The organism is Faecalibaculum rodentium, assembly GCF_001564455.1.
In the GTDB taxonomy this organism is placed as follows: Bacteria; Bacillota_I; Bacilli_A; order Erysipelotrichales; family Erysipelotrichaceae; genus Faecalibaculum; species Faecalibaculum rodentium.
Map to the genome: position 1 here is coordinate 1,258,720 of NZ_CP011391.1, position 25,254 is coordinate 1,283,973.

At 52.5% G+C, this 25,254-nt stretch carries 27 protein-coding genes and 1 other annotated feature; of the genes, 5 read left to right on the top strand and 22 right to left on the bottom strand.

The window, feature by feature from the left end; all coding sequences use genetic code 11:
* Positions 1 to 129: 129 nt before the first annotated feature.
* Positions 130 to 585, bottom strand: a complete 456-nt coding sequence (locus aalo17_RS06155; RefSeq protein ID WP_067556962.1) for a MarR family winged helix-turn-helix transcriptional regulator — start codon at positions 583 to 585, stop codon at positions 130 to 132.
* Between the two features lie 110 nt (positions 586 to 695).
* Positions 696 to 3,308, bottom strand: coding sequence for a valine--tRNA ligase (locus aalo17_RS06160; protein ID WP_067556968.1), 2,613 nt, complete (start codon positions 3,306 to 3,308; stop codon positions 696 to 698).
* 34 nt (positions 3,309 to 3,342) lie between these two features.
* Positions 3,343 to 3,570 (bottom strand) — a binding site (T-box leader).
* Between the two features lie 230 nt (positions 3,571 to 3,800).
* Here aalo17_RS06160 and aalo17_RS06165 point away from each other — a divergent pair.
* The 4 genes from aalo17_RS06165 to aalo17_RS06180 all read left to right on the top strand — a co-directional run bounded on the left by aalo17_RS06165 (position 3,801) and on the right by aalo17_RS06180 (position 5,692).
* A complete protein-coding gene (locus aalo17_RS06165; protein WP_067556971.1) occupies positions 3,801 to 4,010 on the top strand; it encodes a hypothetical protein in 210 nt (69 codons plus the stop codon).
* Positions 4,011 to 4,211: 201 nt separating this feature from the next.
* Positions 4,212 to 4,526: a cupin domain-containing protein gene (locus tag aalo17_RS06170; protein ID WP_067556974.1), complete on the top strand. Its 315-nt coding sequence runs from the start codon at positions 4,212 to 4,214 to the stop codon at positions 4,524 to 4,526.
* 150 nt (positions 4,527 to 4,676) lie between these two features.
* On the top strand, positions 4,677 to 4,988 hold the full coding sequence (locus tag aalo17_RS06175; RefSeq protein WP_143385502.1) for a PadR family transcriptional regulator: 312 nt from the start codon (positions 4,677 to 4,679) through the stop codon (positions 4,986 to 4,988).
* Positions 4,988 to 5,692, top strand: a complete 705-nt coding sequence (locus tag aalo17_RS06180; protein WP_067556980.1) for a DUF2812 domain-containing protein — start codon at positions 4,988 to 4,990, stop codon at positions 5,690 to 5,692. Before aalo17_RS06175 ends, aalo17_RS06180 begins: the two co-directional genes overlap by 1 nt.
* A 206-nt stretch (positions 5,693 to 5,898) precedes the next feature.
* On the opposite strand, the gene ptsP is transcribed toward aalo17_RS06180, so the two are convergent.
* The 7 genes from ptsP to aalo17_RS06220 form a co-directional block, all read right to left on the bottom strand.
* A complete protein-coding gene (ptsP, locus tag aalo17_RS06190; protein ID WP_067556986.1) occupies positions 5,899 to 7,602 on the bottom strand; it encodes a phosphoenolpyruvate--protein phosphotransferase in 1,704 nt (567 codons plus the stop codon).
* Positions 7,603 to 7,838: 236 nt separating this feature from the next.
* Positions 7,839 to 8,465 carry an ECF transporter S component gene (locus aalo17_RS06195; protein WP_067556989.1) on the bottom strand — a complete coding sequence of 209 codons (627 nt, stop codon included), beginning with the start codon at positions 8,463 to 8,465 and terminating at the stop codon, positions 7,839 to 7,841.
* Positions 8,466 to 8,726: 261 nt separating this feature from the next.
* Positions 8,727 to 9,404: a GNAT family N-acetyltransferase gene (locus aalo17_RS06200; RefSeq protein WP_067556992.1), complete on the bottom strand. Its 678-nt coding sequence runs from the start codon at positions 9,402 to 9,404 to the stop codon at positions 8,727 to 8,729.
* Positions 9,401 to 10,252 carry a DarT1-associated NADAR antitoxin family protein gene (locus aalo17_RS06205; RefSeq protein ID WP_067556994.1) on the bottom strand — a complete coding sequence of 284 codons (852 nt, stop codon included), beginning with the start codon at positions 10,250 to 10,252 and terminating at the stop codon, positions 9,401 to 9,403. The genes aalo17_RS06200 and aalo17_RS06205 overlap by 4 nt, the downstream gene beginning before the upstream one ends.
* Before the next feature lie 171 nt (positions 10,253 to 10,423).
* Positions 10,424 to 12,487, bottom strand: a complete 2,064-nt coding sequence (gene fusA, locus aalo17_RS06210; RefSeq protein WP_067556997.1) for an elongation factor G — start codon at positions 12,485 to 12,487, stop codon at positions 10,424 to 10,426.
* Positions 12,488 to 12,508: 21 nt separating this feature from the next.
* Positions 12,509 to 13,180: an ankyrin repeat domain-containing protein gene (locus tag aalo17_RS06215; protein WP_067556999.1), complete on the bottom strand. Its 672-nt coding sequence runs from the start codon at positions 13,178 to 13,180 to the stop codon at positions 12,509 to 12,511.
* 399 nt (positions 13,181 to 13,579) lie between these two features.
* A complete protein-coding gene (locus tag aalo17_RS06220; RefSeq protein WP_067557003.1) occupies positions 13,580 to 14,305 on the bottom strand; it encodes an SDR family NAD(P)-dependent oxidoreductase in 726 nt (241 codons plus the stop codon).
* 251 nt (positions 14,306 to 14,556) lie between these two features.
* Here aalo17_RS06220 and aalo17_RS06225 point away from each other — a divergent pair, with 251 nt between their 5' ends.
* On the top strand, positions 14,557 to 15,351 hold the full coding sequence (locus tag aalo17_RS06225) for a Cof-type HAD-IIB family hydrolase (protein WP_067557006.1): 795 nt from the start codon (positions 14,557 to 14,559) through the stop codon (positions 15,349 to 15,351).
* Between the two features lie 125 nt (positions 15,352 to 15,476).
* Here aalo17_RS06225 and gpmA read toward each other — a convergent pair whose 3' ends face one another.
* The 13 genes from gpmA to gap all read right to left on the bottom strand — a co-directional run bounded on the left by gpmA (position 15,477) and on the right by gap (position 24,975).
* Positions 15,477 to 16,226: a 2,3-diphosphoglycerate-dependent phosphoglycerate mutase gene (gene gpmA, locus aalo17_RS06230; protein WP_067557009.1), complete on the bottom strand. Its 750-nt coding sequence runs from the start codon at positions 16,224 to 16,226 to the stop codon at positions 15,477 to 15,479.
* A 175-nt stretch (positions 16,227 to 16,401) separates the two neighbouring features.
* Positions 16,402 to 18,456 (bottom strand): ribonuclease R, encoded by a 2,055-nt coding sequence (rnr, locus tag aalo17_RS06235; protein WP_067557012.1) that lies wholly within the window; start codon positions 18,454 to 18,456, stop codon positions 16,402 to 16,404.
* Positions 18,457 to 18,490: 34 nt separating this feature from the next.
* Complete coding sequence (secG, locus tag aalo17_RS06240; protein ID WP_067557015.1) at positions 18,491 to 18,721, bottom strand: preprotein translocase subunit SecG; 231 nt, start codon at positions 18,719 to 18,721, stop codon at positions 18,491 to 18,493.
* Positions 18,722 to 18,749: 28 nt separating this feature from the next.
* The gene (locus aalo17_RS06245) at positions 18,750 to 19,538 is read right to left on the bottom strand and encodes an HAD-IIA family hydrolase (protein WP_067557017.1); all 789 of its coding nucleotides are present in this window, start codon (positions 19,536 to 19,538) and stop codon (positions 18,750 to 18,752) included.
* Complete coding sequence (gene nusG, locus aalo17_RS06250; RefSeq protein ID WP_067557020.1) at positions 19,535 to 20,086, bottom strand: transcription termination/antitermination protein NusG; 552 nt, start codon at positions 20,084 to 20,086, stop codon at positions 19,535 to 19,537. Before nusG ends, aalo17_RS06245 begins: the two co-directional genes overlap by 4 nt.
* Before the next feature lie 89 nt (positions 20,087 to 20,175).
* Positions 20,176 to 20,373 carry a preprotein translocase subunit SecE gene (gene secE, locus aalo17_RS06255; RefSeq protein ID WP_067557023.1) on the bottom strand — a complete coding sequence of 66 codons (198 nt, stop codon included), beginning with the start codon at positions 20,371 to 20,373 and terminating at the stop codon, positions 20,176 to 20,178.
* A gap of 9 nt (positions 20,374 to 20,382) precedes the next feature.
* Positions 20,383 to 20,532, bottom strand: coding sequence for a 50S ribosomal protein L33 (gene rpmG, locus aalo17_RS06260; protein WP_067557026.1), 150 nt, complete (start codon positions 20,530 to 20,532; stop codon positions 20,383 to 20,385).
* Between the two features lie 60 nt (positions 20,533 to 20,592).
* Complete coding sequence (locus aalo17_RS06265) at positions 20,593 to 21,177, bottom strand: RNA polymerase sigma factor (protein WP_067557029.1); 585 nt, start codon at positions 21,175 to 21,177, stop codon at positions 20,593 to 20,595.
* A gap of 38 nt (positions 21,178 to 21,215) precedes the next feature.
* Positions 21,216 to 21,932, bottom strand: coding sequence for a 23S rRNA (guanosine(2251)-2'-O)-methyltransferase RlmB (rlmB, locus tag aalo17_RS06270; protein WP_082743279.1), 717 nt, complete (start codon positions 21,930 to 21,932; stop codon positions 21,216 to 21,218).
* A complete protein-coding gene (locus aalo17_RS06275) occupies positions 21,929 to 22,318 on the bottom strand; it encodes a Mini-ribonuclease 3 (RefSeq protein WP_067557035.1) in 390 nt (129 codons plus the stop codon). Before aalo17_RS06275 ends, rlmB begins: the two co-directional genes overlap by 4 nt.
* Positions 22,318 to 23,652, bottom strand: coding sequence for a cysteine--tRNA ligase (cysS, locus tag aalo17_RS06280; RefSeq protein WP_067557038.1), 1,335 nt, complete (start codon positions 23,650 to 23,652; stop codon positions 22,318 to 22,320). The genes aalo17_RS06275 and cysS overlap by 1 nt, the downstream gene beginning before the upstream one ends.
* Positions 23,649 to 23,822, bottom strand: coding sequence for a hypothetical protein (locus aalo17_RS12960; RefSeq protein WP_178390028.1), 174 nt, complete (start codon positions 23,820 to 23,822; stop codon positions 23,649 to 23,651). The genes cysS and aalo17_RS12960 overlap by 4 nt, the downstream gene beginning before the upstream one ends.
* A gap of 121 nt (positions 23,823 to 23,943) precedes the next feature.
* The gene (gene gap / locus aalo17_RS06285; RefSeq protein ID WP_067557041.1) at positions 23,944 to 24,975 is read right to left on the bottom strand and encodes a type I glyceraldehyde-3-phosphate dehydrogenase; all 1,032 of its coding nucleotides are present in this window, start codon (positions 24,973 to 24,975) and stop codon (positions 23,944 to 23,946) included.
* Between the last annotated feature and the right edge of the window lie 279 nt (positions 24,976 to 25,254).

Here is a 25,254-nt window from a genome sequence, read left to right on the forward strand (position 1 = left end):
CCGGCTTCAAATACCACCGGCTGGCTCAACTGCAGCAGCTGATGTTCAAGTTCCTGTGCAGAATGACACGGGGGGATCTGGAAGAGTTCTGACAAGGCTGTCCAGGGATCCGGTTTCAGTCCGTCCGGCTCACTCCGTATCCGCTTCATCTGCCTGCGCGTCATTCCATTCAACGGTTTTTTTCAGAATACGCTCCAGTGCCTCGGCATCCTCCGGTCCAAGATATTCAAGCAATGCTGCTGTCCTGTCGTTCAGGTCATCCATTTTCTTTTCGATTTTCTTCAAAAGAGTGGGATGGATCTGAACAAAGTTCGCCCGCCGGTCTTCCGTGGACCGTACGCGCTGTGCGATTTCCTGCATTTCATAGGAGTTGATCAGCTGGCTCGTTGCTGCCGGGGAAACTTCCATGAACTGCGTCAGATCGGACATGCGAACCGAATGTTCGGGGTTGGCTGTCCAGATATACTCCAGAACCTGGAAGTCTTTCTGCCGCAGAGGAGGCAGATCTTTCAGCTCGTTCTTCAGTTCCTTCCTGAACAGATCCAAAAGATCACCCAGTAAAGTCAAGACATTTTTTGAATCCATAACACACCTGCTTTCAATAAAATGTTAATTAACACGGAATGATATGTCAATTGATTTTCGCCAGAAAAGCGCATACATATCAACATTTTTGAATGTTTGAGTGTGTTTTTTTACTTTTTTGGCTGAATCTTGTCTAATTTCCTAAACTGTTCCTTTGCTAAGGTGAATTCCGTTCTGTAATTCTCCAGTTTCTGTGTCTCTGCGGCGACCTTCGCAGCGGGTGCCTTGGATGTAAATCCGGGATTTGACAACATTTTTTCGCCGCGCATGATTTCCTTTTCCAAGCGTTCCATTTCCCTTTGGAGCCTGGCTTTTTCCTCACTGACATTCACAAGCTCGGAAAGACCGGCGGACAGAACAAAGGTTCCAAGTGTCCTGGTTGCACATTCCCCCTCCGGTTCACGATCTGACAGTCTTGCATGACAGAGTCCATCCAGTGCTCCTGCAGCCCTTGACGAGAGAGTTACAGGATGACCTGTTTCGTCCTGTACAAAAATGACGATCGGCGCCGAGGGTTTCATGCGGTATTCAGCTTTCAGCTCACGGACTGACTGCACGATTTGAAGGACCAGATCCATTTCCCGTTCAAGCTCTGGATCGGACTGGAATTTGAAAGAAGCAGGCCATTCTGCGGTGTTGATGGATCCTGCTGTTCCCGGCAGGGCTTCCCAGATGGTGTCGGTGACAAATGGCATATACGGGCTCAGAAGGAGAATGGATTTTTTCAGGACCTCCAGCAAGACTGCACTCGTATTGCGGGATTTATCCGTTTTGGATAATTCAATGTACCAGGAACAGAAGTCATTCCAGACGAAGTTCTGCAGTACGTTGCCGGCAATCGCAAATTCGTACTTGTCCATGTTTTTTTCCACTTCCGCCAGTGTGCGGTTGAATCGGTCCATGATCCACTGATCAGAGGCAGACAGGCTCTCCGGGTCGATGCTGTAGACTTCCCCCGGCTCCAGCTGCATCAGTACATAACGGGAGGCATTCCAGACCTTGTTGATGAAGTTCCAGGCAGCATCCACCTTTGTCTCGTCGTAACGCAGATCCATTCCGGGTGCACTGTTGGTGGTGAGGAAGAACCGAAGGGCATCGGCTCCTTTCTCCGCTATGACATCCATGGGGTCTACACCGTTGCCCAGGGATTTGGACATTTTCCTGCCCTGCCTGTCACGGATCAGGCCATGGATCAGGACATCCCTGAACGGACGGTTGTCAGTGCAGTATCTGGCCTGGAATGCCATTCTCGCAACCCAGAAGAAAATGATGTCATATCCGGTGACCAGTGTGTTCGTTGGATAGTACCGTTCCAGGTCTGCCGTATCCTCCGGCCATCCGAAGGTGGAAAACGGCCAGAGAGCGCTGGAAAACCAAGTATCAAGCACATCTTCATCCTGTTTCCAGTCACTGCCTTCCGGGGCTTTGGTTCCCACATACAGCTCTCCGGTTGTTTCGCTGGTCCAGGCAGGGATGCGGTGGCCCCACCAGAGCTGACGGGAGATGCACCAGTCTTCAATGTTTTCCAGCCACTGCGTAAATGTGTGTTCAAACCGTTCGGGAACAAAACTGATTTTCTGGTCGGGAATCTGCTGGTTCTTCAGGACTTCTTCTGCCAGGGGTTTCATCTTCACAAACCACTGTTTCGAAAGATACGGTTCAACAATGACGCCCGTGCGCTCGGAGTGACCAACCTGATGCAGATGCTCCTCAATGTGGTCCACAACGCCGGCCTTTTCAAAATCCTCAACCAGGGCTTTCCGGCATTCAAACCGGTCCATCCCGGTATATTTCCCGCACATCTCATTCATGGTTCCATCATCATTCATGCAAATGGGCATGGGAAGATCATACTTTTTCGCCAGGGCAAAGTCGTTGGGGTCATGCGCAGGGGTGCATTTCATGACCGCTGTCCCGAACTCCATGTCAATGTAGTCATCTGCCATGATCGGCAGCGCTTCTCCATTTGCCGGATTGATGGCGTGCAGACCCACTATGTCTTTGTAGCGTTTGTCGTCGGGATGCACAAAGATGGCCTGGTCAGCGAACATGGTCTCCGGACGGGTCGTGGCAATGACCAGTTCCTGTCCGGTCTCCTGCACCTTGTACCGGAAGTAATACATGTGTCCCATGATTTCTTTGTGCTCCACTTCGATGTTGGACAATGCTGTTCTGGCTTCCGGATCCCAGTTGATGATGCGCTCTCCCTGGTAGATCAGTCCATCGTTGTACAGATCCACAAACACTTTATTGACGGCCTCGGACAGACCATAATCCATCGTAAATCGCTCTCTGCTGTAATCGAGGGACAGTCCCAGTTTGGCCCATTGTTTGCGGATCGTGGCAGCGTATTCCTCTTTCCAGGCCCAGGCGCGGTCCAGAAACTTCTCCCTGCCGATGTCATACCGGGAAATGCCTTCTTCCTTCAGACGGGCATCCACTTTTGCCTGTGTCGCAATGCCCGCATGGTCCATCCCCGGCACCCAGCAGACATCGTATCCCTGCAGGCGCTTGTAGCGGCACAGAATATCCTGAAGCGTGGTATCCCAGGCATGGCCCAGATGCAGTTTGCCTGTGACATTGGGTGGCGGGATCACCAGTGAATACGGCTTTTTGTTCGTGTCACCGGCGGTGAAATAGCCTTCCTCTTTCCAGTTGTCATAGCGGTCAGCTTCTGTGATGATGCTAGCGTATTTTGGCGCCAGCCGATGTTCAAGTCCCATGTCGTTTCCTCCTTGTCGAATAAAAAAGCGTCCCGAAAAGGACGCATGATCACGTGGTACCACCCTTGTTTACAGAACTGTCTGTAAAGTCCTGCCTCTGGCCATAACGCGGCAAACGGATCAGGCTACTGCCGAAACTGTCCGGCTTGTTCACCCGACCGGCTCCCGGACTACCTTCCCGCCCCTGACCTGTCCCGTTTCCACCAGTACGGAACTCTCTGCAAGGTATGATGACGGTACTCCTTCCGTTCACAGCCGTTGAAAGATATGGCAATGATAGCAGAAAGATGTTTCAAAAGCAATGCGGTACCCGGACAATACCGGCGGGAGCTGCAAGGGGCTGTAGAGGCGCTGGAGTGAATCGAAGGTATGGACAGTGATCCGGGTGAATTCCGATTTGGGACAGCAGACCGGTTCCAGTCTTGCTGTCCGGTACCGGCTGCAGTTTCTTTGCAGGAGGCACAGATCGACAGAATCTGATATTCTTTGTGCATGAAGAAAAAGAAAAAACCAGGACTCTTTCCCTTCTCTGCGGAATTCAGGAAACAGGGGTCCATTACGTACAACAGCCAGCCGGTGGATTTGTGGATTTCCAGAAAAACCGGAGAACTTGGGTTCTCCATCCGGGACAAGGCTGTACAGGATCCGGATCTGTATACAGATATTTTGTCATACCTGCAGTCTGCTAACCACGATTCCTGAACAGACCACAATAGTCCGAAATGACAGCCGGTCATATCCGTGGCGTTCTGTCCTCCGGGAGTATATGATGACAATGCGAGCCGGGGAACTGGCCGCTGGTTCAGTCCCTTTCCATAAAAGGACACCCGGCTGGACTACAGGTCCGGCCAAGACCCAGCCAGTTCCATTTGGAGCTGGCCTTTTTTCAAGGAGGTATCAACAATGTTTGTTTCACAGGAAGCCGGTTCAGTATTTCATCTCAAAGATCAGATCCAGTATGAAAAAGATAAGGCTGTCAAGCAGGTGTATATAGACCAGAACGGTGTCCGGATGCTGCTGGTTGCCATCGATCATTCCCTGCTTCCCGATCATCCCGCTCCTGCAGATGCTCTGGTCATGATTCTGGAAGGATCTGGCGAAATCACCTACAAGAACGCAGTCACAAAGGTAAAGGAACACGATTTCTTCAAATTCGACAAAGGTGTCATTCACTCCGTCAAAGCTGACAAGCTGAAATTCGCACTTCTGTTTGCGTAAGGGGCTGCCAGATTTCTTCAAAGTATATACGGTGTCTGTCTATATGGCAGGCACCTTTTTATTTTGCTCTATATATCGTTGACCGATGTATCGTTTGAGGATATACTCAAGATAAAGATATATCGCCAGATGATATATCGGAGGATGAGTATGTATGAAAATGACCTGCCATTGACTGAATCCATGTTCTATATCCTGCTGGCCCTCCATGAACCCAGACATGGATATGCCATTACGCAGGCGGTGGAACAAATGACCTGCAGCCGGGTCAAACTGGGAGCCGGCACCTTGTATGGGGCCTTGAAAACGATGCAGAAAAAAGGATGGATCGAGCCTTGTGGTGAAGCGCCAGGTTCCAGGGGAAAAAAGGAATACCGGCTCACACGGGAAGGGTCTGAAGTATTCGAGGCCGAGACTGAACGGATGAAAGAAGCACTGAAAAATGCGGAAAGGGTACTGTAATGAAGAAATTCAAACTGTGTTTTGACAAAAACAGAGAAATGGACTGGCTGAATGAAATGGCCCGACAGGGATGGAATCTGACAAAGTTCGGGTATGGACTGTATACCTTCGAACCATGCACTCCAGGCGAATATGTCTATAACTGCGACCTGAAGGACAGGGCATTCAGCATTTCATCGGACTACCTGTCCATTCTCGAATCCCAGAACATCCAGGTGATTCCCAGCGGCGGGTTCTGGTTTCTGGTCCGCCGAAAGGCCAGTGACGGCCCTCTGCAGCTGTACACTGACACCGAAAGCCGCCTGGAACAGTACAGAAAGATCCGCCGCATGTTCAGGGCCACTGCCATTGCTGAGCTCATGATTCTTATGTTTCTGACCTGGGATATCGCTGTCATGGTTCCCGACAATGAGCCTTTGATCTGGACCGTGATGTTTCTCTGTGCGCTCCTGGTTGGAGCTGCAGCCCTGACCCTCATGAATGCTGTGTATCAGACAAGTCGGGAAATCGCGAAAATACAGGGCAAAAACGAAGAATCACACAAATGCGGGCAGTGGCTTGTTGCTGGAGGTATGCTGTGCATGGGCCTGTCTATCCTGCTGAGAGACTGTGTTCCTGAGACAGTCAGCGAAATGGTTGCGGGTTTTGCCCTTGGGCTGGAACTGGTTGGGGCACTCAATCTGGTTTTCAGAAAATTTTCCTGATCCCCGATTACCTGACTGCACCGAAGTTCTGATCATTCCTGTATGCCTCCCTGCGTGTGGAGGCTTTTGTTCTTCTCCCTGATTTTTCTGTCCTGTCATCGAATTCGTGAAAATCGTTCTCTTCCCTTCCTGCTGCGCTGCCGGAAAAGTTGAAAAAGCCGTCCCGAAGGACGGCTTGATCTGCTTCAATGAATTGAATCAATGTTTTACGCTTTTACTTCCGACTGTACATAGTCCAGGACTTCTGCTGCGGAATCCATGTTCAGGCACTTTTCTGCAAGTTTCTGCATATCTGCATAAGACAGACCGGTGACAACTTTACGCGCCTTCAGAATCTGTGTGGCAGACATGGAGAACTCATCGAGACCCAGACCCAGCAGGATGGGCACTGCATAGGGTTCGCCGGCCATAGCACCGCACATGCCGACCCATTTGCCGTTTTTGTGAGCGCCTTTGATCGTCATATTGACCAGACGCAGGATAGACGGGTTGTAGGGCTGGTACAGGTAGGATACGTTTTCGCTCATCCGGTCAGCAGCCATGGAGTACTGGATCAGGTCGTTGGTGCCAATGGAGAAGAAGTCGGCATACTTGGAGAACTCGTCTGCGAGTACAGCGGCGGCAGGAATCTCCACCATCATGCCCACCTGGATGTCATCGGCAACTGCCACACCTTCAGCCAGCAGCTCAGCCTTCACATCTTCAAAAATCCCCTTGGCCTGACGGAATTCGTCAATGGTGGCAATCATCGGGAACATGATGCACAGCTTGCCGTATACGGAAGCCCGGCACAGGGCGCGCAGCTGTGTGCGGAAAATATCCTGTTCCTTCAGGCACAGCCGGATGGCACGATAGCCCAGGAACGGGTTCATTTCTTCGGGGAAGGTATAGTAGGACAGTTTCTTGTCACCGCCGATGTCCAGGGTACGGACAACTACCTTGCGTCCGCCCATTCCTTCCAGCACGGCTTTGTAGGCTTCAAACTGCTCTTCTTCTGTCGGGAAGTGATCGTTGTCCATATACAGGAATTCTGTACGGAACAAACCAACACCCTCACCGCCGTTTTTCAGGACGCCTTCCACGTCCTTGAAGCCGCCGATGTTGCCGGCGAGTTCGACTTCATGACCGTCTGTGGTAATGGATTTTGCGTTGACCATCATCTTCAGTGCTTCTTTTTCTTCCGCGAAAGCAGCAGATTTCTGATTCAGCATTTCAACGGTCACATCGTCCGGGTTCACATAGACAAATCCGTCAATGGCATCCAGGCCGATCACGTCTCCGGTCTTTACGTTTTCCATGATGCCCTTCGTTCCCACGACTGCCGGGATCTCCAGCGAGTTGGCCATGATGGCAGAGTGGCTGGTCTTGCCGCCAATGGCTGTGGCGAAGCCCTTCACAAACTCATTGAGCTGTGCTGTGTCCGAAGGTGTCAGGTCATGCGCCACAATGATGGCCGGTTCGTCAATGGCTGTCAGATCGGGGATCTGCAGTCCCAGCAGGTTGCACTTCAGGCGGAAGGTAACATCCTTGATATCCGCCGCACGTTCACGGAAATAGTCGTTGTCCATGGCTTCGAACATCGCCACCATCTGGTTGGCAACGGTATCCGCCGCATATTCGGCATTGACCTTGTCATTTTCAATCATAGCCTTGATCTGAGAAGCGAATTCGGGGTCTTCCGCCATCATCAGATGTGCATCAAATACAGCAAGTTCTTCATCGGACAGACGCTTGGCTGCGCGTTCCTTGACACCCTGGATGTCTTTGACGGTTTTTGCCAGTGCATCGTCGAATTTCTGCAGTTCGGCTGCGGGTTCGCCTTCTCTTTTTTCAATCACAACTTCAGGCTGTTCGAGCTTGTACGCCTTTGCAACATTCACGCCTGCACTTGCAGCGATTCCTTTGAGCATATATTCTCCTCCTGTTCGCAAAAACGGATAATGTACCGCTTTCAATCCCCTAAATTTTATCACTGATTCTTCCCCTGCTCAATGTGCATTGGGATACAATCCCTCTGCGACGGCGGCTTTTGACTGCAAGCGCTTCCCTGTCACTGGCGGGTCCCGCCTGGCTGCATACTCCCTGAAACGCAGAAAAAAGCTGCGTTGTCCACAGGACATTGCAGCTTTTGCAGGAAACAGAACAGTCAGGCTCTGACAGCTTTGACAGACGGCACGCGAATGGCTTTGACAAGAGCTGCCATCACCAGACCTGCCACCACCGTCTCGGGCAGGCTGTTGGTGAGCACTGTCATGCCGAACAGTCCCATCAGCAGGTCTCTGGCAGAGCCGAGAACGGCTGCGTAAGGCTCCCCGAAGAATACCCAGATCCCGCCAAGTACCAGGACAGTGTGCACCATCGTGGCTGTCATGGCAGCAAGCCCGGCGCCCAACGACTGGTTCATGCCTTTTTTCTGGAGGAGACTGTACAGAGCTCCGGGAATGTACCCTGTCAGGATACGCGGAACCAGCGCGATCAGAAGACTCGACCAGTTACCGCTGATGCCGCCGATCGTCACAAACGGGGAAAAGACAAAGCTCGTGATGCCGGGTGCCATCGTTGCCTTGATCATGGAACAGAGGCCGAACACCAGTCCCAGGGCCATGCCTTCCTTCACGCCAAGCAGAATGGATGCTGCAATGACAGGGACGTGCATGAGTGTGATGGCAAGGGGTCCGATCTGCAGAAACCCGAAGGGAGTGCAGAACAGCATGATTTCGATGGCAAGAAACAGTGCAAACAGAGTCATTCGTTTTGTGTTTTGATTTTTCATGATTCCTCCTACTCTCGCTCCTGTGCGGATGCGATGTATCAAAATAAAAAACGCCGATACAGTGTATCTCCTGGCTGTCATGCGATCAGCCGGAACTGCATCCGCGATATTATAAACCCGGACTTTACTGGCAGCAAAGCAGTTTTTTGTGATCCTGACATCGGATGGCATCCTGTGAGCTCCCGAGCCGCTTCCACCCCCCTCCGTGGTCCAGAAAGACAGGCAGTCTTCCGGGGCTGAAGCAGGTCCCCCAACCTGATGTTACCCGGCATGTTTCAGCCAGCAGATTTCTTCCGGACAAATCACCATCCCCAGTTTCTGCTGCAGTGACACAGCAGCCAGATTGGATTCAGGTATATGTGCATAGGGAATGATTCCATTGTCCATCAGGTGACCGATCAGTGCCGCTTCCAGGGCCAGGCCATGGCCCTGCCGCCTGTTGCATTCAGGAATGAACAGGAGATTCATCCGTCCGGCCTGACTGATTCCGCAGTATCCAATGCACTGTCTGCTGTCAAAGCCGGCATACAGCCTGTTCTCCGCCATTGCGTTCAGCAGTTCTTGTTCTGAAAACAGCGGACAGTGTTCCTTCAGAAACTGGACATCCGCAAGTTCTGCCTGCTCAAGATGAACAGCCGGAATTCCGGGGTGATCCCCTGTCCAGACAGCCTGAAGAAATCCCCGTTTGATTTCCCAGTCTGTCATGTCCTCGAATGCAGAACAGCAGGCATCCCTGAGAACCAGGACGTTCATGCCCGGTTGCCGGTGCCGCTCGAGCCACACGGCAGCCTGACCGGTATCCTCTGTATCCAGGATCCAGATCCCGGTTTTTCTGTCAGACAGCAGAATCCCTGTATCATCTTCTTCCAGGATGCATGACTGCGGACAGGTCATTGCTGCATAGAGGGGGGTCTGTATACTGTAGGGCGAAAATTTCATAGGCGTGAACACTTCGTTTCGACGACGTCTTTCCGCAACGTCCTCGGGCCGGATACACGAAACATGATGGTATAGTCTCTGGGTGTTTTTTTCATGACCTGGCCCTGTCCGATGGCCGGATGCATCAGCCAGTCTCCCACACTGAACACTGTTTTTTTCGGATTTGGTCCAACATGAAAATCCTTTTTTGGTGTCAGCTTCACTTCGTCAAGATCAGAGACCAGAAACAGGCGGGAAAACTCCTCAAATGTCATGTTTTTCTTCAGCCGTGACTGGGTGAGAAGGGATTTCGTAATGGCACAGGCGCGTGCCTGACAGTTTCCGTCGCTGCCGGCGAATTCAATGTCCGAGAAAGCGTCTGCATCCAGAAGAACTCTCTGGAGGTTGTTTTCCAGGACAGCCATGGCATAGATCCAAGTATAAAACAGAAAATCCGGAGAAGCCGGATACAGCTCCCCTTCCAGGGAATAGGCCTCCAGTTTTCCGGTAGTCCGCGGATCCTGTTTGGCAGACAGGGGATCGGTCCCCAGCAGGTCGTAATAGGGACCTCCCTGCTCCAGGACCTTGCTGGCCTGCACAATGTTTTCCACAGGGAATTCTTTATTCAGACTGTATAAGGTCCTGGTCAGATTGAACGGAGACAGACGCCGGCCTGTATCCTCGGGACTTTTTGTGGAAACCTCCAGCAGTCTGGCATCGGGATGGTCCAGGGACCAGGCATCCTGCAGGGCCTTGACATTTTTCATTTTCTGTAACGCAGACTGACCGGGATGGAACTCGAATTCCACCGGTACCTTCCGGTAATAGGGTTTGTGCTCACTTGGTATAAAAACAGTTCTGGTTGTCATGCCTGTATTGTACCTGTCATCGTCCGGACTCTCCTGCAGAGATGCCTGAGTCGTCTGGATGCCTGAGACAAACCTGTATCCGTCCGCGTGGTCTGCATTGACCGGGAACAGAAAAAGGACACCACCGTCTCCAGACAGGAAACAGCGATGTCCTCAATCCACTGCCTTCAATCAGGCAGTTTCGATAATACGTTTTGCCAGACTCTCGGGAACAGGATCATACCGGTCCATGGACAGTGTATAGCGTCCAAGTCCCTGTGTCATGCTCCGCAGATCCACCGAGTATTTTGCAAGTTCCGCCATGGGGACCTGTGCCTCGATGACCTGAAGGTCATCTTCCGGGGTCATGGACAGGATGGCGCCGCGTCGCTTGTTGAGATCACCCAGGATCGTGCCCGTATATTCATCCGGGACCGTCACGGTCACATTCATAATCGGCTCCAGCAGAATGGGGGCACATTTTGCCATGGCATCCTTGTAGGCAAGTCTTGCAGCCATCTTGAACGCCATTTCCGAGGAATCGACGTCATGATACTTGCCGTCCAGCAGCGTGGTTTTCACGTTGACCATCTTGTATTTCGCCAGCGGACCTTCCTGTACGCATTCCCGCAGACCGGTTTCAACCGCCGGGAAATACTGTCTGGGAACAGCCCCGCCGAATACCTTTTCGGCAAATTCCATCTCTTCTTTGTCTTCATTTGGTGCAAATTCCACAAAGACATGACCGAACTGACCATGGCCACCGGACTGCTTCTTGTGTCTTCCCTCGCCCACTGCAGATTTCGTGATGGTCTCCCGGTAGGTGATTTTCGGGTTCTGCAGCGTGACTCCGGTTTTGAACTTGGTCTGGAGTTTGTTCACGATCACTTCCAGGTGCTGGTCGCCGATACCGTAAATCACAGTCTCTCTGGTTTCCGGATTCACCACAACCCGGAACGTCGGATCCTCTTCCTGGATCCGGTTGAGACTGCCGGACAGTTTGTCTTCGTCGTTTTTGGTCTTCGCGTTGACTGCCTGCCCGTACAGCGGTTCCTCAAACACAATGGGATCCGCCATGAGCAGCTTGCCCTTGGCGCAGAGTGTGTCGTTGGTATGGGTTTCCTGGAGCTTGGTGATGGCACCGATGTCACCGGTAAACAGCTTGCCGGCCGCCGTCTGGTGTTTGCCCTTGATGGTGAAAATGGTGCCGATTTTCTCCGGCTTGCCGTTGTTTGCGTTGACCATCGTGGTATCGGAATTCAGCGTTCCAGACAGAACCTTCACATAGGAAATACGGCCGACAAAGGGATCCACGATCGTCTTGAAGACCTGCGCCGTCGGCACCTCCTCCTCGGTGGTCAGAAGATCGACCTTCACACCATTGGGTGTGGTGGCTGTGAAAATGCCCTTTTCGGAATACGTCGGGAAATAGGTGGAAATCAGATCCATCAGCCGCCCGATGCCGCGGGATTCAATGGCAGCACCCGAGAAAACCGGTATGATTTCGCCGGACCGGACACCGATGCGCACCCCTTTGGTAAGCTCTGCATCCGTGAACGGTTCTCCGGAGAAGAACTTTTCCATCAGTTCGTCATCGCCCATCGCCACCGCTTCCGCGATCTGGTCCTTGTACATGGAGATTTCCTCTTCCATCTCCGCCGGGACCGGCTGTGCAACAGAATCGCTGGCCTTCGGCCCATGGTGGTACCAGGCCTTGTTCCGCAGAATGTTCACAGTTCCCACATAGACACCGTTCTCGATGATCGGAACCTCGAAGGGAATGACGGATTTGCCGAAGGCTTCATGCAGCCTGGTGTAGGCATCTTCGAAGCTGGTGTGTTCTTCGTCCAGCTTGTTGATGAAGAAAATAGCCGGTTTCTTTGCATCCTGCGCTTCCTTGAAGGCGATCCGGGTGCCGGGCTGGAGGGGATCTTTGGCGTCCACCACAATAAGTACCGAATCACCGACGGCCATGCCCGCCTGTTTTTCACCGGTGAAATCCAGGTAGCCCGGGGTGTCGATGAAGTTGATTTTGCAGTCATCCCATTCGATGGGAACAATGGAAGTGTATACGGACAGACCTCGGCGGATCTCCTCTGCATCAAAGTCAATCAGGCTGGACCCATCGCTGGTGCGGCCGAAGCGGTCAGTGGCATCTGTATAGTAGAGCATGGCTTCCAGGACCGATGTTTTCCCGGAACCGGAATGGCCGGCAACGGTTACGTTGCGGACCTCGCTGCTTTTGTAGTCTCTCATTCCTTTTCTCCTGTCTTTGTATTATCTGAGGATGGGTTCCAGCTGAGCACGGCAGTGTTCACGGACATAGTCCAGAGCTACATTGCCCTGTTTGTCTTCCATATCCTTGTCGGCACCGAACGCCAGAAGCTTTTCCACCAGGGAGGGATAGCCGCCGTAGGCAGCGCGCATGAGAGCTGTGCAGCCGTTGTTGTCAAACAGGTTTACATCTGCGTTGCGTTCCAGAAGCATGGCGATGGTATCACGCTTGAAGGCGATGCAGGCTTCCATCAAAGCCGTCCGGCCGGCTTCATCCTGCGCATTGATGTCGGCACCTGCATCCAGGAGCACTTCCACACAGCGGTCCTGGCCCAGCAGTGCTGCGCGCATGAGAGCTGTCCGTCCATTGTCGTCCTTCGCGTTTACATCCGCTCCGGCATCCAGGAGAGCCCTGCAGATGGTTTTGTTTCCTTTTTTCGCAGCTGCCATCAGAGCTGTTTTCCCTTTGTTGTCAGCAGCATTGACATCTGCACCATTGTCCAGCAGGACCTGCACCACATCTTTTCTGTCACGCTTTGCAGACCGCATCAGGGCTGTCCGTCCTTCTCCGTTTGCGTAATTGACATCCGCACCTGTCCGGATCTGGCTGCAGACCATCGGGAAATCTCCGTTGGCTGCTGCATCCCAGAAAACTTTGTTGAAATTCTGATCCATAGTTTTTTCCTCCCTGTTTCATGGTATGACTGGATTCATTGTCAGTAAGAAAAACTGAGATGCATTGACACCTCAGTTCAAAGAACCGTCGGAAGACGGCGGCAATCGGTTTTTGTTCCATAGAAGAGAATGCTTTTCTGCATGTTCACCGCCTCCTTCCTGAGCCGCTTTCATCATAAGTTCCGTAAGGGCTTTCGGCAAATCAAGGGCGAACATGGACAGATTTTGAACCGTTCTGGACAGAAAAACCACAGAATATTTCCGGAATGTAAGCGGATACGCAGAGTTTACATCCCTGTTTCATGCATAGAACCGCATCACGGCACGAAAAAAGACAGGAACGAACTGGGACCTGTGGTTCCTCTTTGCTTCTTTGCTTCCTGTCTCAAAAAGTACTGCCTATACCTGTGTGGCACCATCCACGGGAAGGATCGCTCCGGTGATGTATCCGGCTTCGTCAGATGCCAGAAACAGGAATGCATGGGCGATATCCGAGGGTTCCCCTACACGCCGCAGAGGGATGCCCTGCGAAATCCGCTCCACCATTTCTTCCGGAAGAGCCCGTACCATATCGGTGGCTGTTACACCCGGCGCCACTGCATTGACACGAATGTTGAAGGGTCCCAGCTCCCGTGCCAGGGATTTTGTCATGCCGTTGACTGCCCATTTGGACACAGGATAGGCCACACCCGCCGGCTGGCCATAGGTGCCGACCATGGAGCTTGTATTCAGGATCACGCCGTGTCCCTGGTCTTTCATGATCACAGCCGCTGCCTGGGAGCAGACATACGGAGCGGTTACGTTGAGCCGCATGATTCTGTCAAAGCGTTCCAGATCATAGTCGAGAAACGGCTGGCGGTCGGAGATGCCGGCATTGTTGATCAGAACATCCAGGGATCCTCTTGTCTCCGCGATTTGACGGAAATCCCGGCGAATGGCTTCTTCATCTGTCAGATCCGTCCATTTCCCTTCCACTTCCAGGCCATCCAGCTGTGCCAGGGCTTTGTCCACGGTTTCCTTTCGTGAACCGTAAAACACGACATGGTATCCGTTTTCTGCAAACAGGCGAACGGTTTCCAGACCGATGCCGCGGGTTCCTCCAGTAATGACTGCTGTTTTGGACATACTTGATTCGTCCTCCTTTGAGTGTCTCTTACATAGTAGCAGGTTGCCCCTGCCTTTGAATACATCTGGTCTCATCAGGACCCGGTCCGTGGACCATCTCCTCTGTCCGGATCATCAGACAGTTCCATTCCTCTGTCTGTGACAGAATCCTGTTTTTGTTTACAGACAATTTGTTTGGTTTTGCATGTTTCATCCTGTGAGTCCCTTGTTTCTGTTTGATGATTTCCTATAATCAAATCGGTGATAAAGATATGACATTGCAAAAAGAAACTGGTCAGCCAGTCAGGATCGCATTTTTCGACATCGATGGCACCCTGCTGCCATTCCGTCAGACACAACTCAGCCCCGGACATGCCGAAGCCCTCCGGCAGCTTCAAAAACAGGGTATTCTAGTCGTTGCGGCATCCGGCCGTCCTCCGTACATCATTCCGGACTTTGGCTTTGACGCACGCATCGCCTTCAATGGGGCTCTGGCTGTCACGAAAGACGGAGAGATCGCATATGAAAATGCCATTGAGCAGCCCCTGCTCGCGAAAGTATACCGGTTCCTGTCAGATCACGGCATCGGCATGATTCTGGCGGGAGAAACCAGCATGGGTGCCGACCGATATGATCAGAAACTGCAGGATTACCTGAGTCTTGCCAGTCAGAAAGTCGTCCCGGATCCCGGGTTCATGGTCCGGCTCTCGCAGCCTTGTCTGCAGGTTATTGCTGCGGTTCCGGGAGAACTCCGGGAGCAGATGCGGCGGGAAATACCGGAACTTGAAATCTTTGGATGGCATCCGCTTGGTGTGGACATCACCTCCAGCGGTGTGTCCAAAGGAGAGGCCCTGAAGGCAGTCTGCAGCTGGTATGGCATTCCGATTTCCCAGTCCATCGCGTTTGGGGATGCGATGAATGACAAAGAACTGCTCGAAGCAGCCGGGATCGCCGTGGCCATGGGCAATGCACAGGAGGATCTGAAACAGATTGCGGATACAGTCACAGAACCGGTGGAGGAAGACGGGATCTGGACGGAGCTTAAGCGCCGAAATCTGGTCTCGTGACCAGGATACTGTACGAACAGCGTCACACTCGTCCATGGCTGTCAGCGATGATGCCTGACCACCCGATCCCGTAAAACAAAAAGAAACAGGGACTTCTCCGTCGGTGGGTCCCTGTTTTAACTGTTCTATTCTTTTGCCTTGCCCTGGTTCTTTACGGCTTCTTCCCTGGCGCGAATGACCTCGGGATCCCCGAGATAATAGTGTCTCAGAGGATTCATATCGTCATCCAGCTCATATACCAGCGGAACGCCGGTTGGGATATCCAGTCCTGCAATGTCGTCATCGCTGATGTGATCCAGGAATTTGACAAGGGCCCGAAGTGAGTTTCCGTGGGCTGCAATCACAACGTTCTTCCCTGCCTTGATCTCAGGCACAATATCGGACTCAAAGAACGGCACAACCCGGCGGACGGTATCCTTCAGAGATTCCCCCAGCGGAAGTTCATCTGCAGGCACGCCTTTGTAAAGAGGATCCAGGACCGGATTCCGCTTGTCGTCAGAATCCAGCAGAGGGGGCCGTACATCCCAGCTGCGTCTCCATTCATGGACCTGCTCATCTCCGTATTTTGCAGCCGTTTCGGCTTTGTTCAGACCCTGCAGCGCACCATAGTGTCTCTCGTTCAGTTTCCAGCTGCGGGTTACGGGGATATCAGTTTCCCCGAGTTCGAGAAGTACACCATCCAGCGTATGATTTGCACGTTTCAGCACGGAGGTATAGGCCTTGTCGAAAGAATATCCCTGGTTTTTGAGCAGCTGTCCTGCCTGCCGGGCTTCTTCCCTTCCCTTCTGACTGAGTTCCACATCGGTCCAGCCAGTAAACCGGTTTTCTTTGTTCCATTCGGATTCGCCATGGCGAATCAGCACGAGTTTTTTCATCGTCGGTTCTCGCTTTCTGTCGTGCAGTCTGCACGATTATCGTTAGTGATAACTAACTTACAGGTATATGATACAGAAAACGGCAGGCTCCGGTCAACTCAAAAGCGCCGAGGCCTGCCGTTTATGATGCTGTTGAGTTTTTGCAGCAGGTGGTCAGCCGATGCTGTCAGACTTCCTATGCCAGACCGAAGGTGATTTTCCCTCTCGGGACATCCACATCTGTGCAGACAACATCCACTTTCTGTCCCATGCGATAGGTCTTGTGATTGTTTTCCCCTTCCAGGGTCATCGTTCCTTCGTCATACCGATAGAAATCATCGGTGAGGGAATGACAGGGTACCAGGCCTTCTACCGTGTTGTCCAGCTCCACGAAGAACCCGAAGTTTGCCACACCGACCACAGTTCCCTGATACCGCTGACCGACTTTCTTTTCCATGTACCGGGCAGCTTCGTAATCATTCACAAGGCGTTCCATGGTAATGGCTTCCCGTTCCTTGGTGGAAATGTGTTCGGCTTCCTTCTGGATTTTCCTGCGTTCACCCTTCATTTTTGTCTGATCGGCATTTTTATTGAAGAAATACTTGCGCAGCATCCGGTGAACCACAAGATCGCTGTACCGGCGGATCGGACTTGTGAAGTGTGTATAGTCCTCAAGTGCCAGGCCGAAATGACCGATATCCTCGGAATCATAACGGGCTTTCTGCATGGAACGAAGGGCCACCATGCTCAGGACATCCCGGCTGGTTTCATCTTCTATAGTGTCCAGAAATTTCTGGATGTCTTTCGCACTGACTTCATCCGGATAAAAATCCGCCGGAACATTCAGTGCTTTTGCCATGTTCAGAACCGTTGCGACTTTTTCCGGATCCGGGGTTTCATGGACACGGAATATGCCGGGGATCTTCTTTTCATCCAGGAATTTGGCCACAGCCACATTCGCCATGATCATCGCTTCTTCGATCATCTGTTCGGAAAACCCTCGTTCAGCCACGTAAATGTTTACCGGACGGCCTTTGTCATCCAGTTCAATGGTCGGCTCTTTTGTGGAAAAGCTGATGTATCCCCGCTCCTTGCTCCTGGCCTGGAGTTTGTGCGTCAGTTCCTCAAAGTTCTTCAGCATATCCCTGACATCCTGGTATTCTTCCTGGACAGCCGGGTCTCCTGCCAGAAGCCGGTTTACGTCATTGTAGGTGCATCGTTTGTCAGAATGGATCACTGACTCCACAACATCTGTATCCATCAGATTGCCGTTGTTGTCCAGATCCATGACAGCCGTCAGTGTCAGCCGGTCCACGTCCGGGTTCAGACTGCAGATCCCGTTGGAGAGCTCGAAGGGCAGCATCGGCACGACTCTGTCCACAACATAGACAGAGTTGCCCCGAAGGAGTGCTTCCTTGTCCAGCGGCGAATCCTCCTTGACGTAATGAGACACATCCGCGATGTGCACATACAGGCGGTATCCCTTGTCGGTTTTTTCCAGTGAAATCGCATCATCGAAATCCTTGGAGTGATCGCCGTCAATGGTGACGGTAAGCAGATCCCGGAAATCGGAGCGGCCTTCCAGTTCCCGGTCGCTGACCGTTGACGGCACTTTGGAGGTCTCAGTGATCACTTCTTCGGGAAACTCCATCCGGACGTTGTTTTCATACAGCATGGCTTCGATGTCCACGCCTTTCTGTGAGGCCGGGCCCAGAAGACGGATGATTTTCACACCCAGCGGTCTGGTGTAGTCTACGACTTTCACCACAGCCTTGGTGTTGTTGGCCAGGGAAAACTCTTTGGCGTTCGTCAGCCGGAAGGCCGTGTGCAGATCCACATCACTGCGGAATTTCCATCCATCCCGGGTCTTGAGGATGACGCCGGTGATATTTTCGATGCCTCTTTTGAATATGTGGATGATCCGGTTTCCGCCGGCGGATTTGCGGACCAGGACTTCATCCCGGTCAAAGGCATCCATTCCATTGGATTTCCGGACATACACTTTCTGGTCGCCGTTGACGACGAGAAACTCAAACTTGGAAATGTCTTTCAGGCGCCCGACAAAGTAGTCCTCGCCGATCCAGCGCCAAACATCGCCGTCCTTCCAGACAAGGCGTTCATCTTCCATCTGCGCCAGTGTGTCCTTGAGGTCCTCTCTCTGTTCCTTGTTTTCTATGTGCAGCTGCTGTTCCAGAGAAGACAGCGTGCGTTCTGGTGATTCCTTAAACAGGAGGATCAGCCGATCTTTCATGGGTGCTCCTTTCAAAAAAAAGGCCATCCGGCCTTTAAACAATCTGCAGTGCGAGTACCAGTCCGAAGAAGATGATGCCGAAGATCAGCGTCATGCGGCTGATCACCTTCTCAGGTCCCCGCTCTTTCTGTACCGCAAACAGATTCAGATCGCCGCTGCCGGTAAAGGCGGCGGACAGTCCGTCGGATTTCCCGCTCTGCAGCAGTGTCAGAATGATGATGATACCGGATACGATCATCAGGCAGATATTCAGTGTCTGTTCCATTGTAGTTCTCGCTTCCTAATCAAAAGGATCAAAGCCGGTCAATGCTGCCGTCTTCGATCATGGCAGTCAGTTCATCAAGAGAACCGATCACCAGGTCGGGAACCATACCAAGATGGTCGATGTCATGCCGGTTGTGTACCCCGGATTCCACCAGAACCGTCTTTACGTGATTATTGTATCCCAACGCTATATCCGTTTCCAAATTGTCGCCCACAAGAATGACATCCTCGCGGCGCAGTCCGTGTTTTTCCAGCATGAAATCGAGGATGGGAGCATGCGGTTTGCCAATATCCGGGCTTTTCTGCCCGGAGGCATATTCAAACAGGGCCACTACCGAGCCGTTTCCCACTTCGAACCCCCCTGGTTTTGCCAGAATACGGTCCTTGTTTGTTCCGATCAGGGCTGCACCATTCAGCAGATGACCCAGCGCACGGCTGTAGCCGGCATAGTCCATGGTTTTGTCCAGTCCCACAAACAAAGCCTGCGGTGCCCGATCCGTGATGCGGATCCCTTCCTGTTCCAGCGCTTCCCTCATGCCTTCCTGGCCTATGAACGCAGCGGTTTCGGTTCCCAGATTCCTGCGGGCCCAGGCCGCACTGGCCATGGCACTGTTGTAGAAATGCTCCGGCAGGATCCCTTCATAGCCCATTTCAAGCATGTGGCGGGCATTCTGCGCCGGTGTGCGCATGGAGTTGTTTGTCAGGAACAGAAACGGCCGGTTTTGGGCCAGAAGTTTCTTGACAAGACGGATGCCGGCTTCAATGGGCTCCGGCCCCCGATACATGGTACCATCCAGGTCGAGGACCAGCGTTTTCATTCGCCGACCTTCTTCAAATCTCCGTAGGGAATTTCCGTGCTGGTTTCCCGCCCGAAAATAATCAGGGAAACCAGGGCTTCCTGTTTCTCGTCATCCATGGACTCCACTTTGCCAGTGCTGCCTTCAAAGGCACCCCCGATGATTTCCACTTCATCCCCTGCTGCAAAGTCAGCCTGAACCGGCGTGCTGTCATGTCCCAGCCGCCGGAGAACGGAGTCGATTTCTTCCTGGCTCACCGGGAACGGTTTGGCACCCTTGCCGGACGATCCGATAAATCCCGTCACACCCGGGGTGTTTCGGACAACATACCATGCTTCGTCGGTCATGATCATCTGGACCAGCACATAGCCGGAAAAGAGGTTGTGGGTTTTCTCGACACGCTTGCCGTTTTTGTACTCCACTTCCTTTTCTTCCGCCACCACGATCTGGAACAGAGAATCTTCCAGACCCATGGTCTTGATCCGGCGCTCAAGATTTTCCTTGACGCGGTTTTCCTGACCGGCATAGGTATTGACCACATACCATTGTTTTTTCAGTTCTTCTGCCATAATGTTTCGCCCTCATTTCATTCATTCACGGTTCCCGCTGAACCGCATAACAACGGAAAACAGCACAGACGATGTCTGTGCATGTTCTCCTACAGACTGACAATCCAGCTTACCAGGCTGGAAGCGGCCAGTTCGCAGATGAAAAAATATAATCCAAACAGCAGCGTAAAGCCGATGACCAGTCCTGAAGAGGACATCAGTTCACCGAACCGCGGCCATTGAACCTTTTTCAGTTCGCGAAAAATGCCGGCAGGTGAATACACTGCTTCTTTCTTTTCCTTGCTCATGCTGTCTCCCTACTTTGTTTCTCTGTGAAGCGTATGCTTTTTGCAGCGGGGGCAGTATTTTTTCAGTTCAAGCCGCTCCGTGCTTTTTTTCTTGTTCTTCTCTGTGGAGTAGTTCCGGCTAAGGCACTCCGTACAGACCAAAGTGACTTTATCCGCCATAGTTTCACTTCCTTACAATCATTAATGATACCTTCTTCAGGCAAGCACTGTCAATTTTCTTCACATACAGCCAGGATCCGGCTTCTGCCTTTCCGCATCCCGCAGAATATACCGTACCCTGCCTATGGACAGGCCGGTCCTCTCGCAGATTTCCTTCAGTGTATATTCCATGGACCGCATGCTGAGAACCCTTGCCGCCTGCGCTCCCCTGTCTTTGCAGACAGACTGGTACAGTGCATCCAGCTGATACCGGGCCTGGACCTGCCGGGCTACATTGACCCTGGGATCTTCGATGGACTCATGCACCGAACGGTCACCGTCAGGCAGGACATCATCCAGACTTACAAATGTGGCGCCCGGATCCGGCTGCTTTCTGGCCCACTTGCGTCCCAGTGTCCGGATTCGGTTGACCAGGACCGACTTATAGTACGTGGAAAAAGAAAGATTCAGGTCCTGCCGCCAGGAGTTCAGACACTCGACCAGGACAGCATCGGCAACCTGGCGATAATCCTCAGGTTCCATATCCGGCGGTGTCAGGGACTGCAGACTGGCTGTCAGCGGATGATAGGCTTCGATCAGCAGAGCCAGTGCTTCCGGGTCCCGTAGATGATACAGATAAATCAGTTCATTGATATTGTTTTCCATAGTTCAGCCTTTCAGAGTACTTCCGGCTGAACCCGCTGCTACCGGCCTCGCCGGGCGGCTTCCACTTCGTACATCAGGATCGCCGCTGTCACGGAAGCATTGAGTGAAGTCACGCTTCCATGCATCGGCAATGTCACAATATAATCGCACTGTTTTTTGACCAGAGGAGAAATGCCCTTTCCCTCCGACCCGATCACCAGGACCGTCGGCTCTTCATACATGCCATCCCGGTAATCCCTGGCATCTTTCATATCGGTGCCCGCGATCCAGTATCCCTGATCCTTCAGGGATTTCAGTGCCTGCGAAAGGTTAGTCACCACAGCCACCGGTACTGTATAAGCCGCACCGGTGCTGGCTTTCACCGCAGCGGGTGTCAGCGAAGCAGAGTGATGTCTGGTGATGATCACTCCATCGGCTCCGGCACAGTCCGCAGTTCTGAGAATCGCCCCCAGATTGTGGGGATCCTGAATGCCGTCCAGAGCGATGTAAAACCCTTTGGCGTTTTTCTTTTTCTGCAGCAGTGTTTCCAGAGAATATGTGGGAATTTCCCGTACTCTGGCGGCAACGCCATTGTGTGCTGCGCCGCCAGTCAGCTGATCCAGACGGCTTCTGGGCACTTCCACGACCGGAAGGTTCAGAGCTTCGGCTTTTTTCCGGAATTCACGGTCTTTCAGTGTGGAAGAAACATACAGTTCCTCCACGGCAGAAGGATCGTTTTCCAGCTGACTGATCACATTTTTTCCGTATACGATCAAAGGGATTCATCTCCAATCTGTGCAAGACGTGTCAGCAGCATCTTCAGTCTGTCCGGGTGATGATACAGATGAAGGTACCCCAGAAGTGCTTCCAGGGCCGTTGCCTGAAGATATTCGCGTACGTCTGCGTTCTTTGCCTTTGTATGGATGCGGGCTGCCTTGCCCCGTTGCAGGATGACGGCTTCATCCTCCAGGAAGAAGCCTTCTTTTTCCAGCTGGCGCAGCATCCTGCTCTGCGCCTTTGCCGACAGGTATCGTGTGCTTTTTTTCTGCAGGTCATCCACCCGGGTATACCCTTTTTTCAACAGGTGTTCCCGGATGTACGTATTCATCAGTGCATCGCCCAGCCATGCCAGTGTAACAGCATTTTCCGTGACGATTTCCATCAGAGGATATCCCGCTGCTGCAACTCGGCTCTGCAGGCATCGGCAGTCCCGAACTCCTTTGCCTTGACCGCGGCTTTCCACCGATGCCAGAGTTCCCTGTCGCCTGCAGTCAGGACAGGGAGGGTGAATTCAATGCCCATGACATGCAGCATGCGGGTGAGCGTTTCCAGAAGCGAAGCCACCAGGTCACCATCCAGTTCCCTGGCTCTTGCCGCCTGGTTCAGTTTCTTGACAGCCTCAAAGATGACAGCCGCTGCATTGGGTGTATTCAGGTCGTCATCCATGGCATCCATAAACTGCTTCCAGAGTCCTTCCTCCAGATCAGGTGTCCTGCTCCAGTCAGCAAGCTGCAGTTTGACAGACGCCTGCTTCATGGCTGTTCGGATCTTTTCCAGTTCCCTGGCTGCTGCCGAAAATGCCTCTTCATTGAGATTCAGCGGGGCTCTGTAGTGGGTGGTGATCATGACCCAGCGCACCACATTGCCACCAAACTGCGCAATGAGGTCTTTGGCCCACCACACATTCCCGAGTGACTTGGACATCTTCAGGCCATCAATGTTGATCATGCCATTGTGTACCCAGACATTGGCCAGCGAAGTGTCATGCAGGCTCCGGCACTGTGCGATTTCATTTTCATGATGCGGAAACTTCAAATCCATTCCCCCGCCATGAATGTCGATCAGCGGTTTGCCGAACACATCCTGGATCATAACGACACACTCGGTGTGCCAGCCCGGACGACCTTTGCTCCACGGAGAATCCCATCGGATACCCTTGTCTGTCTGTTTCCAGAGCGTGAAGTCCAGCGGGTTTTCCTTGACGGTGCTTTCCTCGATTCTTGCACCGACTTCCAGATCCTCCGGCCGCTGATGTGACAGCTCACCGTACATGGGATCGCTTGAAACACGATAATATACATCGCCGCCGGCCTGGTATGCAGCCCCTTTTTCCACCAGATCGCCGATGAAGCGGATAATCTCATCCATGGTTTCGGTTACACGAGGAGAGACATCCGGCTGCTCCGCATTCAGATCCCGGCGGGTCTGTGCATAGGCTTCGATAAACCGGTCAGTCACGGTCTTCTCGTCTGTGCCTTCTTCCATGGCAGCCTTGATGATTTTGTCATCCACATCAGTGTAGTTGGAGACATAGTTGACTGCATATCCCTCTGCTTCCAGTGCCTTCTTCAATGTATCGAATACAACAATGGGCCTGGCATTTCCAATGTGCGGATAGTTGTAGACAGTGGGACCGCATACATACATCGAGACTTTTCCGGGCTCCAGGGGCTGGAGGACTTCCACGTTGCCGGTCCTTGAGTTGAACAGCCTCATTCTCCGTCCTCCACCGGTCGCATTTCCAGCGACAGATCCCGGAACTGTGCCAGGAGATCCTCGCTGATGCCGGCTTCCTTCATTCTCTCTATATACGCCTTGTCAAGATCATCCACGTCTTTCGTGAGTTCATCCCGTTCGTCGTCCGTGATGCGCTGCTTGATGGCCATACAATCACCTCATTTTTCTGTTGATTCCGTAAAATACCGTATCAGTTTCCGCAGTTTAATTCAACCGGCAGCCGGGTATGAAAAAAGGACACCATCCGGTGTCCTTCAGGAAGATCACTGTTTATGCTGCAGCTGCTTCGTGGTCCTTCTCGGCAAAGTACTTGATCGTACGAACCATCTGAGAAGTGTAGGAGTTTTCGTTGTCGTACCAGGAAACAACCTGTACCAGCGTGTTGCCGTCGCCTGTCGGAGTTGCCATTGTCTGAGTGGCATCGAACAGGGAACCGTACTTCATGCCGATGATATCGGACGAAACGATTTCTTCTGTGTTGTAGCCGAAGCTTTCTGTCTGTGCAGCAGCCATGGCTTCGTTGATCTGGTCAACGGTTACTTCGCCTTCAACTTCTGCAACCAGGATTGTGGTGGAGCCTGTGGGAACAGGAACACGCTGAGCGGAACCGATCAGCTTGCCGTTCAGTTCGGGGATAACCAGACCAATGGCCTTGGCAGCACCAGTGCTGTTCGGAACGATGTTAACGGCTGCTGCACGGGAACGGCGCTTGTCGCCTTTGCGCTGCGGGCCATCCAGAGTCATCTGGTCACCGGTGTAAGCGTGAACGGTTGTCATGATTCCGGATTTGATCGGAGCCAGTTCGTTCAGGGCCTTTGCCATGGGAGCCAGGCAGTTGGTTGTGCAGGATGCAGCGGAGATGATCTTGTCATCCGGTCCGATGGTTTCTTCGTTTACGTTGTAAACAATGGTCGGCAGGTCGTTTCCGGCAGGAGCGGAAATAACGACTTTCTTGGCACCGGCATCAACATGCGCCTGAGCCTTGGCCTTGGATGTGTAGAATCCTGTGCATTCCAGGACTACGTCAACATCCTTTTCGCCCCAGGGGAGTTTGGATGCATCGGCTTCCTTATAGATTTTGATTTCCTTGCCGTCCACGATGATGGAATCTTCAGTAGCGGACACTTTGTCGGCCAGCTTGTAGGTTCCCTGTGTGGAATCGTATTTCAGCAGGTGAGCCAGCATTTCAGGGCTTGTCAGGTCGTTGATTGCCACGATTTCGTAGTTGGGGTCGTCAAACATCTGACGGAATGCAAGACGTCCGATACGGCCGAAACCATTCAGTGCAACTTTTACTGTCATGTTCAGTAAATCCTCCTTTTAGTATCAATGTAATTATAGCGCCGCGCCTTCTTTTGTCAATGAGAGCCGTTTTCTGGAAGCGCTTACGGAGAGGTGTTTCCTTCCCGGCGGGTCTTCTTGCGGAGAGTCTTTTACAGGGTCTTCGCATCCTGCAGTCTTCCTGTGCAAAGTGGCTCTTCTCCCGGTCCGAACGGGTGCTGCGAGCGGCGATATTTCCTTAGTCCTGGAGTCGCAAAACAGCAGTCAGTCCTCCCACTCTGAAGTGCGCCCTGAAACCGC

Coding starts and splice junctions, on each gene's coding strand:
- aalo17_RS06155 (WP_067556962.1), bottom strand. CDS start 585: ATGGATTCAAAAAATGTCTTGACTTTACTGGGTGATCTTTTGGATCTG.
- aalo17_RS06160 (WP_067556968.1), bottom strand. CDS start 3,308: ATGGGACTTGAACATCGGCTGGCGCCAAAATACGCTAGCATCATCACA.
- aalo17_RS06165 (WP_067556971.1), top strand. CDS start 3,801: ATGAAGAAAAAGAAAAAACCAGGACTCTTTCCCTTCTCTGCGGAATTC.
- aalo17_RS06170 (WP_067556974.1), top strand. CDS start 4,212: ATGTTTGTTTCACAGGAAGCCGGTTCAGTATTTCATCTCAAAGATCAG.
- aalo17_RS06175 (WP_143385502.1), top strand. CDS start 4,677: ATGTATGAAAATGACCTGCCATTGACTGAATCCATGTTCTATATCCTG.
- aalo17_RS06180 (WP_067556980.1), top strand. CDS start 4,988: ATGAAGAAATTCAAACTGTGTTTTGACAAAAACAGAGAAATGGACTGG.
- ptsP (WP_067556986.1), bottom strand. CDS start 7,602: ATGCTCAAAGGAATCGCTGCAAGTGCAGGCGTGAATGTTGCAAAGGCG.
- aalo17_RS06195 (WP_067556989.1), bottom strand. CDS start 8,465: ATGAAAAATCAAAACACAAAACGAATGACTCTGTTTGCACTGTTTCTT.
- aalo17_RS06200 (WP_067556992.1), bottom strand. CDS start 9,404: ATGAAATTTTCGCCCTACAGTATACAGACCCCCCTCTATGCAGCAATG.
- aalo17_RS06205 (WP_067556994.1), bottom strand. CDS start 10,252: ATGACAACCAGAACTGTTTTTATACCAAGTGAGCACAAACCCTATTAC.
- fusA (WP_067556997.1), bottom strand. CDS start 12,487: ATGAGAGACTACAAAAGCAGCGAGGTCCGCAACGTAACCGTTGCCGGC.
- aalo17_RS06215 (WP_067556999.1), bottom strand. CDS start 13,180: ATGGATCAGAATTTCAACAAAGTTTTCTGGGATGCAGCAGCCAACGGA.
- aalo17_RS06220 (WP_067557003.1), bottom strand. CDS start 14,305: ATGTCCAAAACAGCAGTCATTACTGGAGGAACCCGCGGCATCGGTCTG.
- aalo17_RS06225 (WP_067557006.1), top strand. CDS start 14,557: ATGACATTGCAAAAAGAAACTGGTCAGCCAGTCAGGATCGCATTTTTC.
- gpmA (WP_067557009.1), bottom strand. CDS start 16,226: ATGAAAAAACTCGTGCTGATTCGCCATGGCGAATCCGAATGGAACAAA.
- rnr (WP_067557012.1), bottom strand. CDS start 18,456: ATGAAAGATCGGCTGATCCTCCTGTTTAAGGAATCACCAGAACGCACG.
- secG (WP_067557015.1), bottom strand. CDS start 18,721: ATGGAACAGACACTGAATATCTGCCTGATGATCGTATCCGGTATCATC.
- aalo17_RS06245 (WP_067557017.1), bottom strand. CDS start 19,538: ATGAAAACGCTGGTCCTCGACCTGGATGGTACCATGTATCGGGGGCCG.
- nusG (WP_067557020.1), bottom strand. CDS start 20,086: ATGGCAGAAGAACTGAAAAAACAATGGTATGTGGTCAATACCTATGCC.
- secE (WP_067557023.1), bottom strand. CDS start 20,373: ATGAGCAAGGAAAAGAAAGAAGCAGTGTATTCACCTGCCGGCATTTTT.
- rpmG (WP_067557026.1), bottom strand. CDS start 20,532: ATGGCGGATAAAGTCACTTTGGTCTGTACGGAGTGCCTTAGCCGGAAC.
- aalo17_RS06265 (WP_067557029.1), bottom strand. CDS start 21,177: ATGGAAAACAATATCAATGAACTGATTTATCTGTATCATCTACGGGAC.
- aalo17_RS06275 (WP_067557035.1), bottom strand. CDS start 22,318: ATGGAAATCGTCACGGAAAATGCTGTTACACTGGCATGGCTGGGCGAT.
- cysS (WP_067557038.1), bottom strand. CDS start 23,652: ATGAGGCTGTTCAACTCAAGGACCGGCAACGTGGAAGTCCTCCAGCCC.
- aalo17_RS12960 (WP_178390028.1), bottom strand. CDS start 23,822: ATGGCCATCAAGCAGCGCATCACGGACGACGAACGGGATGAACTCACG.
- gap (WP_067557041.1), bottom strand. CDS start 24,975: ATGACAGTAAAAGTTGCACTGAATGGTTTCGGCCGTATCGGACGTCTT.